We start from the raw sequence: 13795 nt of genomic DNA, 5'->3' as shown, positions 1-13795 counted from the left end.
AGGCTAGGCATGACAGACACGGCCGACATGATCACCCCCAATGCACCGCGGCTGGAACTGCGGGCCGCGGGGCGCACCTGGCATGCCGTCGCCGGCCGCGAGTGGAGCATTGGCCGCGCCAGTGAAGCCGATATCCGACTGGACAATCCGCGGGTGTCGCGCCAACACGCAGTGCTGGAAGCCACACCTGAGGGATGGGTTCTGGTCAACCTGAGCACCAATGGCACATTCGTGGACGGACAGCGGGTGGAACGCCTGACGGTACGTCAGCCCATCACGATTTTTCTTGGTTCGGCGTCTTCCGGGCAGCGGGTGCAACTGTACCCGGTTGCCCAGTCACCCACGCCCACCCCTGCGTCGCACCCACCAGCCCCGCCACGGCCGGCAACGCCCAAACCGGCTCAACGGCAGGGTGAGACGACGGTCGCCCGGCCACCGACCGCATTCCATGCCATTGACCAGTTGGTCGTCACGATCGGCCGCGCACCCGAGAACACCGTGGTCCTCAACGACTTGCTGGTCTCCCGCCGGCACGCCATCCTGCGGCGAACCGGTAACCGATGGGAGCTCAGCGACAATGCCAGTGCCAACGGAACCTACGTCAACGGCCACCGCATCAGCCGTGCGGTCATCGGACCGACTGACATCGTCGGCATCGGCCATCAGCTGCTGCACCTATCCGGCGATCGGCTCGTGGAATACGTCGACACCGGCGATATCTCCTACCAGGCGTCAAATCTGCGGGTGGTCACCAACAAGGGTCGTGTGTTGCTGGCCGATGTCAGTTTCGTTCTGCCGCAACGCAGCTTGTTGGCGGTAGTGGGGCCAAGCGGTGCCGGGAAATCGACACTGCTGGGCGCGCTGACCGGGTTCCGGCCGGCCGGCAACGGAACCGTGCGCTACGACGAGCGCGACCTGTATGACAACTACGCCGAGCTGCGGCACCGGATCGGGTTCGTGCCACAGGACGACATCCTGCACACCCCGCTGACGGTGCGGCGAGCGCTGAACTACGCGGCGCGGCTTCGATTCCCGCAGGATGTCTCCGTCGACGAACGCAACCAGCGCATCGAGGAGGTGCTGGTCGAACTCGGCCTTTCCACCCAAGCCGATCAACGAATCGACAGCCTGTCGGGTGGTCAGCGGAAACGGACTAGCGTCGCGTTGGAACTGCTGACCAAACCGTCGCTGTTGTTCCTCGACGAACCGACATCCGGCCTGGACCCGGGCTATGAAAAGTCCGTCATGCAGACCCTACGCAAACTGGCGGACGACGGCCGCTCGGTGGTGGTGGTCACCCACAACATCGCCCACCTCAACATGTGCGACCGGCTGCTCATCCTGGCCCCCGGAGGTCGCCTCGCGTACTTTGGTCCGCCGCAACAGGCCCTGGGCTACTTCAACTGCACCGACTTCGCCGACCTGTTCACCCTCCTCGAACACGACACCTCCACCGACTGGACCGGCCGGTTCAACGCCTCACCCCTACGGGAGGCCCTCATCGGCCACCCCGCCATGCGCCCCGCGCGGCCGGCCGCCGCGCGGCACGCCAGGCCCGTCGCTCAGCAAAGTGCGTTCGCTCAATTCGCCATCCTGTGCCGACGGTATCTGGCCGTCATCGCCGCCGACCGCCAGTATGCGGTGTTCTTGCTAGTCCTGCCGCTGCTGTTGAGTCTGTTTGCCCATGCCGTCCCGGGCCAGGCCGGGTTGTCGCTGGCTAAGGCCATCGAGCTGAAGTCGACCCAGCCGTCGCAACTACTGGTGTTGCTGATCATCGGCGGTGCACTCATGGGCTGTGCTGCCTCGATCCGTGAAATCGTCAAAGAACGAGCAATATATCGGCGCGAACACGGCATCGGCTTGTCACGCGGCGCCTACCTGGCATCCAAATTGGTGGTCCTTACAGCACTGACCAGCCTGCAAGCGCTGATCCTGGGATTCCTCGGTGTCGCGTTGCTGCCCCCACCCGATCAATCGGTGATATTGCCTTGGCCCAGCGTCGAAGTGGCCGTGGCCGTCGTCGCCGTAACCGTGGTCTCGATGATGATCGGCCTGCTGATCTCGGCGATGATCGGCAACGCCGACCGCGGCATGCCGCTGCTGGTATTGGTGGTCATGGCCCAATTGGTGCTGTGCGGGGGCATGTTCGGTGTGAGTGGTCGACCCCCGCTAGAGCAGCTGTCGTGGCTGTCCCCGTCGCGGTGGGCCTACGCCATGGCCGCAGCCACCGTCGACCTCAACGACCTGCGCCGGACCGCCGGTGGAGACCAAGATCCACTGTGGGACTACAACGTCGGTAGCTGGTTGATGGCCGCGGGGGCCTGCGCCGTACAGGCGCTCGTGCTGGTGATCTTGATCGCGCTGCAGCTCAAACGCATCGAGCCGCAACGCAAAGCTCGTAAGTGAACCGACCAGGCGTAGACCAGCCGGTCATTTGTTCAACGCGCAAGCCTCGGTTCAGCGCCTAAGAACGCGTCCGCCCCCGCACTTTCCGCATCCTTGACGAATCCTTGGCTGCGCGCTGGCTAGCAAACCTCGGCGCGGTGTCCAGCAGTCAGCTTTCGGCGGGCGCGATTGCCACAAGCCACACGGAACCTGGTGACGTTGTTGATAGTGTCGGCGGCAGCGGGTTGGTTGGGAGGATCAGCGATGAGCGACGCACAGGACTCGCGGGTGGGCTCGATGTTTGGGCCCTACCACCTCAAACGGCTGTTGGGCCGGGGCGGGATGGGCGAGGTCTACGAGGCCGAGCACACCGTCAAGGAGTGGACCGTCGCCGTCAAGCTGATGACCGCGGAATTCAGCAAGGACCCGGTGTTTCGCGAGCGGATGAAACGCGAAGCCCGCATCGCCGGCCGGTTGCAGGAACCTCACGTGGTGCCCATCCACGACTACGGCGAAGTCGACGGCCAAATGTTTTTGGAGATGCGCCTGGTGGAGGGCACCGACCTTGACAGCGTGCTCAAACGCTTCGGCCCGCTGACCCCACCGCGCGCGGTGGCCATCATCACCCAGATCGCCTCGGCGCTCGATGCCGCACACGCCGACGGGGTGATGCACCGCGACGTCAAACCGCAAAACATTCTGATCACCCGCGACGACTTTGCCTATCTGGTCGACTTCGGGATCGCCAGTGCGACCACCGACGAGAAACTGACCCAGTTAGGCACCGCGGTGGGCACCTGGAAATACATGGCCCCCGAACGGTTCTCCAACGACGAGGTAACCTACCGCGCCGACATCTACGCGCTGGCCTGCGTGCTGCACGAATGCTTGACCGGGGCCCCGCCGTATCGCGCCGACAGCGCCGGCACACTGGTCAGCTCCCACCTGATGGGACCCATCCCCCAGCCCAGCGCCATCCGCCCGGGCATCCCCAAAGCCTTTGACGCCGTGGTCGCCCGCGGCATGGCCAAAAAGCCCGAAGACCGCTACGCCAGCGCCGGCGACCTGGCCCTGGCCGCCCACGAAGCGCTCAGCGACCCCGACCAAGACCACGCCGCCGACATCCTGCGCCGCAGCCAAGAATCCACCCTGCCCGCGCCGCCTAAGCCCGTCCCGCCTCCGACCATGCCGGCCACCGCCATGGCTCCTCGGCAGCCACCCGCACCCCCCGTCACCCCGCCGGGTGTCCAGCCGGCACCAAAGCCGTCCTACACGCCCCCGGCCCAGCCGGGGCCTGCCGGACAGCGGCCTGGCCCCACCGGCCAGCCGTCCTGGGCGCCCAATAGCGGCCCGATGCCGGCCAGCGGACCCACTCCCACCCCGCAGTACTACCAGGGCGGCGGCTGGGGCGCACCGCCGTCCGGCGGCCCCAGCCCCTGGGCCCAGACCCCGCGCAAAACCAACCCGTGGCCCTTAGTGGCCGGCGCCGCCGCCGTCGTGCTCGTCCTCGTGTTGGGCGCCATCGGCATCTGGATCGCCATCCGGCCCAAGCCGGTACAGCCGCCTCAGCCGGTTGCGGAGGAGCGCCTTAGCGCCCTACTGCTGAACTCCTCAGAAGTCAACGCCGTGATGGGCTCGTCGTCCATGCAGCCGGGCAAACCGATCACATCGATGGACTCTTCGCCGGTGACGGTGTCCCTGCCGGACTGCCAGGGCGCGCTGTATACCAGCCAGGATCCGGTGTATGCCGGCACCGGCTACACCGCCATCAACGGCTTGATTTCATCCGAGCCGGGCGACAACTACGAACATTGGGTGAACCAAGCCGTCGTCGCCTTTCCGACCGCCGACAAAGCCCGCGCGTTCGTGCAGACTTCGGCCGACAAATGGAAGAACTGCGCAGGCAAGACGGTCACCGTCACGAATAAGGCCAAGACCTACCGGTGGACGTTTGCCGACGTCAAAGGCAGCCCGCCGACGATCACGGTGATAGACACCCAAGAAGGCGCTGAGGGCTGGGAATGCCAACGCGCGATGAGCGTGGCCAACAATGTGGTCGTCGACGTCAACGCATGCGGGTACCAGATCACCAATCAAGCAGGCCAGATCGCCGCCAAGATCGTTGACAAAGTCAACAAGGAATGACGCATTCGGCGGTGGCCGTTTAGGCCGGAAGATCCGGGCCTTGCGCGCGCAGATCGTCCACCGCCGACATGGCGGTGCGCAGCTTGGCCAGCCACTCCTCGGTGTGCTCGCCGACCAGCTTGACCGACCACGCGAGGGCATCCGAGCGGGAACGAGCCACGCCAGCGTCGACCAAGGTGTCCAGCACCTGCCGTTCCGGCTGCTTTAACCGCGTCATCACCGGTACTGCGATGTGCGTGAACAAGATTCGCTCACCACCGACCTCGACGCCCCAGGACACCTTGCGTCCGTAGCGATTCTGGGCTTCATCGGCGATAGTCATTCGCTCCGGTCGGGTTTCGTCGCGGAATCGCGACACGCGGCCCGAGGCTCGGGCCGCACTTTCTTCCTCGGGGCTCTCGAGTCCAGGCAGCTTGCCAATCACCGTAATTTCTTCACGGTCGACGATGACGGTGGGGTCGCCGTCGAACCAGTCCTCGGGCAGGCGGCCAGCGAACCATTCCGCCGCCCCACTGGCATCTGGTTGCTGAGCTTGCTGCCAGCCGCCGGGGCGACCGTAGCGCCGCCCGTGCATGTGATGGTGCCTCATAATTACATGATTACATACTTTCATCTTTAATGACATCGCGTTCACCGGCAGCGAAACGTGACACCGGTTCCTGGCCGGCGCGAAAACAGCGTCCGGCCTGGCGAGAACCATTGTGATCAGCCATTCGACGTTGTATTTTTGGTATCGAAGCAGGCCCGGTTAGTGACCAATCGAAAGTGCCGGAAGACGGGGTGAAGGCCGGCCGCGCAAGACCCGCAGAAGACGGTGTCAGACGCCCCCCGAGAGTCACGCCGGGTCTGCCCATGTGTACCGGTGTGCCTGCCTACGGTGACGAGCCGGCCAAATCGTCGTCTTGGGCCGCGCCGCCGGAGCCGGTGCGAGTGGCCCCTCGCCGGACTCGAAAAAGCCTGACGTCACCCCGGATTCCCCTGAGGCGACGGGGGCCGGCGAAGGACCACTGAAATCCGTCGGCTTCGGGGGCATCACCAAGGGCCTCCCGCACCGAATCCGCGACCAGCACGGCACCCGGGCGCGCCACCCCGGTCACCCGGCTTGCCACGTTGACCGGGCTGCCGAACCAGTCGCCGGCCCGGCTAACCGCCATCCCGGAGGCGACGCCGGCTCGCAGCCGGGGAAAGTTGTTGTCGGTGTCGACGACCTCGACCAGCTTCAGCACGGTGTCCAGCAATGGCGCCGGATCAGGACAGACCAACATGACCGCGTCGCCGATCGTCTTAATGAACCACACCGGCGGAGCGGTCAGGTCACGCGCGAGGCCGGCCAGCCGCCCGGCGAGGTGCCCTAGCTCTTCGGCCGACACCACTTCGCCTAGCTGGGTGAAACCGACCAGGTCGGCGAAGGCAACGGTGACCTGTCGCGCTCCCGGTAGCGGCTTGCCGGCCGCACGCTCTCCGGCGTTGACGGCCTCCGTCTCCATCATGTGCCGCAGCTGCATGAACAGCATGTCCTGGATCATCGGCCCCAGCAGCGGCACGATCTGGCTCACCAGCGCCTGCGACCCCTTCGCGATGTCCAACTCGGTAGCCCCCGGCCGCATAATGGCCTCCAGCGCGGTGTAGCGCATGGCCTCGGCGGCGTGTGACAAGCCCTCGGCGAGCACACGCACGACCAGCACGACTTGGTCGGGATTCAGCCCCAGCTCAACGAACCGCTGTGCGCGTGCGGCCGCCTCACCGTCGGCACGCATGTGCACCACCGCGTCAGGATCATCCACTCTGGCCAGACCGACAGCGCGCTGCACCCGCTGCAGCAGCTCGAGGTCAACGCCATAGTTCTCGCTAATCTCCCTTGCGGATACGTAGGTGCCGTCGTCGCCGACGAGGTGGCGGGTGGCCAGCAGCAACGGCGGGTTGGTCGCCCGAATCTCGTCGGGGGTGATGCCCTGCTCGAGCAACCACTCGACAAGCTTCGCACGCTCGGCGCGCGCGGTACCGCCCAGGTCGCCCAACAGATCGTCGATGTTCGCGTCGTCCGCCTCGCGCACGTGGTCTGTCACCAGTCAACGTTAACGCCGCCGCACATGTCCTGCGGCCGGGCAAAAACGTGAAAAACGAGCGGGCGACTGCAATGTCATGACACCGACGGCCGCCGATGGGCCCAGGGTCTGGCAGATTCGATCTGTGCGGCCAGTGCCAGCAGCGTCGCCTCGTCATACGGCCGGCCGACGAGTTGAACCGACATGGGCAGGCCGTCGCCGTCGAAGTCCCACGGCACCACGGCCGCGGGCTGGCCGGTCAGATTCCAGACTTGAAAGTACGGAACCCGCTGCACCACCAGCAGCAACGTCGAAACTGCACCCCGGCGTTGGTAGGCGCCGATGCGGGACGGGCCGGTCGCGGCGCCTGGCGTCACAACTACGTCGACATCGTCGAAGATCGACTGGATCCGGCTGCTCAGCACCACCTCGGCGGCCCGCAGGGCCGCCATCCGCCGGTCGGAGAAGAACGACCCTAGACGCGCTATGGCTCGGGTACGTGCTTCGAGGCGGTCCGGGTGCGCCTGCGCGTCCGCGTCGTCGCTGATACCGCGGAAAAAGCGGGGCAGGTAGTTGGCATAGGTCGAAGCCGGATAGTCGGGATCGCGGACGACGACGTCGTGGCCCAGATCACGTAGCAACGCACCTGCCTGGTGGACGGCTGCCAGTTCTTGCTTGCCGCACCTAACGGGCAGCGGGGTTGGCACCCTGGTGCTCAAGGCAATTCGCAGCCGGCCGGGTTGGCGTGCGGCCGCGGCCACAAACTCGCCTTCGGGACCAGGCACCGTTGTGGTCGCGTCCAGTAGCAACGCCGCGTCCATTACCGACCGCGCGATCGGGCCATTGACGCTCAGCCCCTGCCAGGCCCCGTCGTGCGGCTCCAAGGAAATCCGATCGCGCTGTGGTTTCAGCCCAAACAGACCGCACCAGGTACACGGGATACGAATCGATCCGCCACCATCGGATCCCAGTGCCACTGGCGCCAGCCCGGCCGCTACCGCCGCAGCGCTGCCGCCGCTGCTGCCGCCAGGGGTTCGATTGAGGCACCACGGATTCCGGGTGGCCCCGAAGGCCAGCGACTCGGTGAAGGGCATGATCATCAACTCAGGCACGTTGGTTTTGCCGATGATGACAGCGCCTGCCGCGCGCAGCCGGCGAACCACCTCTGCGTCGGACGTCGCGGCCGGACCGTGCCCGGCGCTGCCGTATGTCGTCACCTCCCCGGCGATGTCGACATCATCTTTGATGGCGATCGGCACGCCCAGGAGCGGCAGCCGCTCACCGGCGTCGAGGCGTTGCTGGGCGGCCTCGGCCTCCGCACGCGCCCGGTCGAACTGCACCACCCGGTAGGCGCGCAGGTGGCTGTCCAGACGCTCAATTCGTTGCAGGTAGACCTCGAGCAGCATCGGCGCGGTGAGTGCACCGTCAGCCAGCATCCGCGCCTGTGCCGCGGCACCGGCGAAGGCCAGGTCAGTAGGGTCCACGGCGGCAGCGTATCCCGTTCACTTGGGCGGTCTCCGAGAGGTCCAGTACCGTAGCGACATGCCCTGCGTGTTCTGTGCGATCATCGCCGGGGAGGCTCCGGCCATCCGGATCTACGAGGACGGCGGCTATCTCGCGATCCTCGACATCCGCCCGTTCACCCGCGGCCACACGCTGGTGCTGCCCAAGCGACACACCGTTGACCTCACCGACACCCCGCCGGAGGCGTTGGCTGACATGGTCGCCATCGGCCAACGCATCGCGCGGGCGGCCCGCGCCACGAAGTTGGCTGACGCGACACACATCGCCATCAACGACGGCCGTGCCGCTTTTCAGACGGTGTTCCACGTTCACTTGCACGTATTACCGCGGCGCAACGGCGACAAGCTGTCGGTCGCCAAGGGAATGATGCTGCGCCGCGACCCGGACCGGGAAGCCACCGGACGGATCCTGCGGGAGGCGCTGGCGCAACAGGATGCCGCTGCGCAAGACTGACCCCATGGACATTTCCCGATGGCTTGAGCGCCACGTAGGCGTGCAGCTGCTCAGGCTGCACGACGCGATCTACCGAGGCACTAACGGTCGGATCGGACACCGAATCCCCGGCGCGCCACCGAGTTTGCTGCTGCATACCACCGGCGCCAAGACGAGCCAGCCGCGAACCACGTCACTCACCTATGCTCGCGACGGCGACGCGTACCTGATCGTGGCGTCCAAAGGTGGCGATCCCCGCTCGCCGGGTTGGTACCACAACCTCAAGGCCAACCCGGACGTCGAAATCAACGTCGGGCCCAAGCGATTCGGTGTGACAGCGAAACCGGTGCAGCCCCACGACCCGGACTACGCGCGGCTCTGGCAGATCGTCAACGAGAACAACGCCAACCGATACACCAACTACCAGAGCCGGACGTCACGGCCAATCCCGGTCGTCGTATTGACCCGCCGCTAAATCTCGGCGCTTCTGCGCGTCGAGCCGGTAAATTTGCCGGCCCCTACTCGTACTTCGTCTGCAGATCTTCAGGTTCGGTGAAGCGGCCGACGAGCGCCATCCTGGCTGCGCCCGGGTGAAGGCGCTCAGTAGTCCTTGATCGTGATGGAATGCACGATTCGTTCGAACTCCTCCTGCGGTATCGGCGCACCACCGGGGATGTTGTCGCTGACCAACCATTGGTTGCGCTCGACAAAGCCGTGAAATTCGGCGTGGTAATTGGCGAATCCGAGTTGGTAGTCGTCACCGGCCGCCTTGAGTTCGCCGGCCAGGATGTAGGCACCCAGCAGGGCGACGCTGGTCCCCTGCCCCGACAAGGGCGAGCAGCAATAACCAGCGTCGCCAACGAGCGCTACCCTGCCCCGCGACCAGCGATCCATCAGGATCTGCGACATTTCGTCGAGGTGCGCTGCGCATGTAGTGCAGCAGTTGCGCGCGCACCCAGCCGTCCTCGGCCATCCGACGTTGCAGTTCGGCGAACTGAGCTTCGGTGTCGCGGTAGTCGATCCGCAGTTCGGTGTCCATGAAGGCTAGTGCAGCGCGGGCTTCGGTGTTGTTGCGCGCACTGTAAACGCCAGCCATGGTGGAGTCACCGTAATGCCAGGTCTGCCAGTAGTCCAACTCCAGGAAGTTGGGCACGGTAAAAATCGCCGCGTGAGTTCCTAATCGCTTGACAAACTGCTCCTCCGGACCGAAAACCAACCTGCGCACGTTGGAATGCAGTCCGTCGGCACCGATAACGAGGTCGAACTCGCGGGCCGCCGCGCGCTCAAAGGTCACCCGCACCGAGTCGCCGTCGTCCTGCAATGTGGAAATGCTGTCGTCGAACAGGTATTCAACGCTGGGTTGAGTTGCCCCGTAGAGCAATTCGACAAGATCGTCACGTAGCAGCTCGATATCGGGACTGTTGACTGGACCGCCGGTGGGCGTCGATTCGGTGTCCCGGAACAGCTCATTGCCGTCACGATCGACGAAGGAGGCGCCCCGAATCCTCGTCTTGTGTTCCTGGGCGGCTGCCAGTAACCCCATACGTTCCAACACATCCAGCGCCGGACCTCGGACATCAATAGCCTGCCCCCCTGGTCGCAGCCCGGGATGGCGCTCCACCATCGTTACCGAATAGCCGTGCCGCCCAAGCCAGTACGCCGCCGCCGTACCGGCCACACTGGCGCCGGAAACCACAACCGTCTTCACGTCACTCAATCCCGGCCAGCTTCTTGGCCTCACGGAAAATGTCGTCGAGCATCGTAGGAGTCAACCTACCGGTGAACATATTCTGCTGGCTCGGGTGGTAGCAGCCCAGTAGCCGCACACCGGCTCCCAGCTCGGTAACGACGCCGTGGCCGAACCGCGGCTTGGGTGTCCCCGACGCGCCCGCCAGGCGCAACGCGACCTGCCAGGCGAACCCGCCGAGGGCGACGATCGCACGGATGTGATCGGACACCAGCCGCCATTCCGCATTTAGCCAGGGTGAGCATGTCAGCCGCTCGGCCGGTGTCGGCGAGTTGCCCGGGGGCGCACACCGCACCGGTGCGGTGATCCGAATCCGGTTGGCCCGCAGCCCGTCCGCGGCGTCGACGCTGACCGGTGAGTTCACCAGGCCGGCCCTATGCAGTGCTGCATAAAGCTGATCTCCCGACCGATCGCCGGTGAACATTCGTCCGGTCCGGTTGGCCCCGTGCGCGGCGGGCGCCAGCCCGAGGATCAGCAACCGCGGCCGCTTCGACCCCCACCCCGGCACCGGGCGCCCCCAGTAGGGCTGGTCGGCGAAGGCACGGCGCTTGACGACGGCGACCTCCTCACGCCAACTGACCAGCCGGGGACACGCCCGGCACACGCTGATCAGCGCGTTGAGTTCGCAGATCGAGCCAGCGCCCCCGGCCAGCGCTGACACCTGCGCGGCATCGGCAGCCACCGGGGTCTGCGGTGTCGCCGGATCACCTGGCCAGCCGGAACCGGGCTCTACCGGGGACCTGAACGCCCGGCCGGTCTTCGGATGCATGAGCACACGAACATCCTGCATCCGGGCTGCGGCAGCGCAGAAATTCGGTGGCCCCCATACCGGTTTGGCGCTAGATTCAGCCGCGATATTCATGAGAAACAGCAACCGCGGCCCGGCATTCCTGATCCTGTTCGCAACGCTGATGGCGGCCGCGGGTGATGGCGTCTCGATAGTCGCGTTTCCGTGGCTGGTGTTGCAGCGCGAGGGCAGCGCTGGGCAGGCCTCGATCGTGGCCAGTGCGACCATGCTGCCGCTGTTGTTCGCCACGCTGGTCGCCGGCACCGCGGTCGACTACTTCGGGCGTCGCCGGGTGTCGATGGTGGCCGATGCGCTGTCGGGTGCGGCGGTGGCCGGCGTCCCCCTGGTGGCGTGGGGGTACGGCGGCGACGCGGTCAACGTGCTGGTGCTGGCCGTATTGGCCGCCCTGGCGGCCGCCTTCGGCCCGGCAGGCATGACGGCTCGTGACTCGATGCTGCCCGAGGCCGCCGCTCGGGCAGGCTGGTCGTTGGACCGCATCAACGGCGCCTACGAGGCGATCCTCAACCTGGCCTTTATTGTCGGCCCGGCCATCGGTGGCTTGATGATCGCGACGGTTGGCGGCATCACCACAATGTGGATTACCGCGACGGCATTCGGGTTGTCCATCCTCGCGATTGCCGCCCTGCAACTCGAGGGTGGCGGCAAGCCGCACCACACCTCGCGGCCCCAAGGGTTGGTATCCGGGATCGCCGAGGGGCTGCGCTTCGTCTGGAACCTGCGGGTATTGCGCACCCTCGGGATGATTGACCTGACCGTCACCGCGCTGTATCTGCCGATGGAGAGCGTGCTGTTCCCGAAATACTTCACCGACCACCAGCAACCGGTGCAGCTGGGTTGGGCGTTGATGGCGATCGCCGGCGGCGGCCTGGTGGGAGCGCTGGGGTATGCCGTGTTGGCTATCCGCGTTCCCCGTCGCGTGACCATGTCGACCGCGGTTCTTACCCTGGGTTTGGCATCGATGGTCATCGCGTTCCTGCCGCCACTGCCGGTCATCATGGTGTTGTGCGCGGTGGTCGGCCTGGTGTACGGACCCATCCAGCCGATCTATAACTACGTGATACAGACGCGGGCAGCACAGCATCTGCGCGGCCGGGTAGTCGGGGTGATGACGTCGCTGGCCTACGCCGCCGGCCCGTTGGGTCTGTTGCTGGCCGGTCCACTGACCGACGCCGCTGGACTGCATGCCACGTTTCTCGCGTTGGCACTGCCCATCGTGTGCACCGGGCTGGTCGCGATCCGGCTGCCCGCGCTGCGCGAACTGGATCTGGCGCCCCAAGCGGACATCGATCGGCCCGTAGGATCGGCTCAGTGAATACCGATGTGCTGGCTGGCCTGATGGCCGAGCTGCCCGAGGGGATGGTGGTCACCGACCCCGCCGTCACCGACGGCTACCGGCAAGACCGGGCCTTTGACCCTTCGGCCGGCAAACCGCTGGCAATCATCCGGCCACGGCGCACCGAAGAGGTGCAGACGGTGCTGCGTTGGGCCAGTGCGAACCAGGTGCCCGTGGTGACCCGAGGAGCCGGTAGCGGCCTTTCGGGCGGGGCGACCGCCCTGGATGGCGGGATCGTGCTGTCCACCGAAAAGATGCGCGACATCACCGTCGACCCGGTCACCCGCACCGCAGTGTGCCAGCCCGGCCTGTACAACGCCGAGGTGAAGGAGGCCGCCGCCGAACACGGCCTGTGGTATCCCCCGGATCCGTCGTCGTTCGAGATCTGCAGCATCGGCGGCAACATCGCCACCAACGCCGGCGGGCTGTGCTGCGTGAAGTACGGCGTCACAGGCGACTACGTACTGGGCATGCAGGTTGTGCTGGCCAACGGCACCGCGGTCCGGCTGGGCGGCCCACGGCTCAAGGACGTCGCCGGGCTTTCCCTGACCAAACTGTTCGTCGGCAGCGAAGGCACGCTGGGCGTCATCACGGAGGTGACGTTGCGACTGCTGCCCGCACAGAATGCATCGAGCATCGTGGTGGCCAGCTTCGGCTCGGTGCAGGCGGCGGTCGATGCGGTGCTCGGGGTTACCGGCCGACTTCGCCCCGCGATGCTGGAGTTCATGGATTCGGTGGCGATCAACGCCGTCGAGGACACCTTGCGGATGGACCTGGACCGCGATGCGGCGGCCATGCTGGTGGCTGGTTCTGATGAACGTGGCCGCGCGGCCACCGAAGACGCCGCCGTGATGGCCGCCGTGTTCGCCGAAAACGGTGCGATAGACGTGTTTTCGACCGACGACCCGGATGAGGGCGAGGCGTTCATTGCGGCCCGGCGGTTCGCCATTCCGGCGGTCGAGAGCAAGGGGGCGTTGCTGCTCGAGGACGTCGGGGTACCGCTGCCCGCACTGGGCGAACTGGTCACCGGGATTGCGCGCATCGCCGAGGAGCGGAATCTGATGATCTCGGTGATCGCCCACGCCGGGGACGGCAATACCCACCCGTTGCTGGTGTACGACCCCGCAGATGCCGCGATGCTAGAGCGCGCCCACCTCGCGTACGGCGAAATCATGGACCTGGCCGTCGGCCTGGGCGGCACGATCACCGGCGAACACGGCGTGGGCCGGTTGAAACGGCCGTGGTTGGCCGGCTATCTCGGGCCCGACGTCCTGGCCCTCAACCAGCGCATCAAGCAAGCGCTGGACCCCCAGGGCATCCTCAATCCCGGCTCGGCGATCTGATCCGTCGCGACGTCCCGCCGAGTGTGAACCGCA

10 protein-coding genes and 1 pseudogene are annotated in these 13795 nt (G+C 66.1%); 6 read left to right on the top strand and 5 right to left on the bottom strand.

Translation table 11 applies throughout. The annotated features are described in order from the left end of the window. The first annotated feature begins 9 nt into the window (after positions 1-9). Together FF952_RS06740 and pknH are read left to right on the top strand one after the other, a co-directional pair. Positions 10-2406 carry an FHA domain-containing protein gene (locus FF952_RS06740; protein WP_017351413.1) on the top strand — a complete coding sequence of 799 codons (2397 nt, stop codon included), beginning with the start codon at positions 10-12 and terminating at the stop codon, positions 2404-2406. Positions 2407-2649: 243 nt separating this feature from the next. Further along, complete coding sequence (pknH, locus tag FF952_RS06735; RefSeq protein WP_003898799.1) at positions 2650-4530, top strand: serine/threonine protein kinase PknH; 1881 nt, start codon at positions 2650-2652, stop codon at positions 4528-4530. Between the two features lie 19 nt (positions 4531-4549). Here the strand turns inward: pknH and abmR are convergent, their stop codons facing one another. From abmR to FF952_RS06720, 3 genes are all read right to left on the bottom strand, one after another. Continuing rightward, on the bottom strand, positions 4550-5230 hold the full coding sequence (gene abmR, locus FF952_RS06730; RefSeq protein WP_003406375.1) for a transcriptional regulator AbmR: 681 nt from the start codon (positions 5228-5230) through the stop codon (positions 4550-4552). A 172-nt stretch (positions 5231-5402) separates the two neighbouring features. Continuing rightward, entirely contained in the window at positions 5403-6596 is a 1194-nt protein-coding gene (locus FF952_RS06725; protein WP_003406372.1) for an adenylate cyclase, read from the bottom strand. A 74-nt stretch (positions 6597-6670) separates the two neighbouring features. Next, positions 6671-8059, bottom strand: a complete 1389-nt coding sequence (locus tag FF952_RS06720) for an amidase (protein ID WP_003406369.1) — start codon at positions 8057-8059, stop codon at positions 6671-6673. Positions 8060-8117: 58 nt separating this feature from the next. On the opposite strand from FF952_RS06720, the gene FF952_RS06715 reads away from it, so the two are divergent. Next, on the top strand, positions 8118-8552 hold the full coding sequence (locus tag FF952_RS06715; RefSeq protein WP_003406366.1) for an HIT family protein: 435 nt from the start codon (positions 8118-8120) through the stop codon (positions 8550-8552). 4 nt (positions 8553-8556) lie between these two features. After that, positions 8557-9006: a F420H(2)-dependent quinone reductase gene (locus FF952_RS06710; protein ID WP_003406364.1), complete on the top strand. Its 450-nt coding sequence runs from the start codon at positions 8557-8559 to the stop codon at positions 9004-9006. Positions 9007-9131: 125 nt separating this feature from the next. Here the strand turns inward: FF952_RS06710 and FF952_RS06705 are convergent. Beyond that, positions 9132-10239: pseudogene (locus FF952_RS06705) on the bottom strand (FAD-binding protein). Position 10240: 1 nt separating this feature from the next. Then, entirely contained in the window at positions 10241-11068 is an 828-nt protein-coding gene (locus tag FF952_RS06700) for a uracil-DNA glycosylase (RefSeq protein WP_003911466.1), read from the bottom strand. 70 nt (positions 11069-11138) lie between these two features. Here FF952_RS06700 and tap point away from each other — a divergent pair, with 70 nt between their 5' ends. Then, a complete protein-coding gene (tap, locus tag FF952_RS06695) occupies positions 11139-12398 on the top strand; it encodes a multidrug efflux MFS transporter Tap (protein ID WP_031680777.1) in 1260 nt (419 codons plus the stop codon). Beyond that, on the top strand, positions 12395-13762 hold the full coding sequence (locus FF952_RS06690) for an FAD-binding oxidoreductase (RefSeq protein ID WP_003406358.1): 1368 nt from the start codon (positions 12395-12397) through the stop codon (positions 13760-13762). Before tap ends, FF952_RS06690 begins: the two co-directional genes overlap by 4 nt. Positions 13763-13795 lie beyond the last annotated feature (33 nt).

It is taken from the genome of Mycobacterium tuberculosis complex sp. N0072 (genome assembly GCF_030323725.1).
Lineage (GTDB): Bacteria > Actinomycetota > Actinomycetes > Mycobacteriales > Mycobacteriaceae > Mycobacterium > Mycobacterium tuberculosis.
Note: the sequence above shows the minus strand (reverse complement) of the source record. Positions and strands in the feature narration are given on the sequence as shown.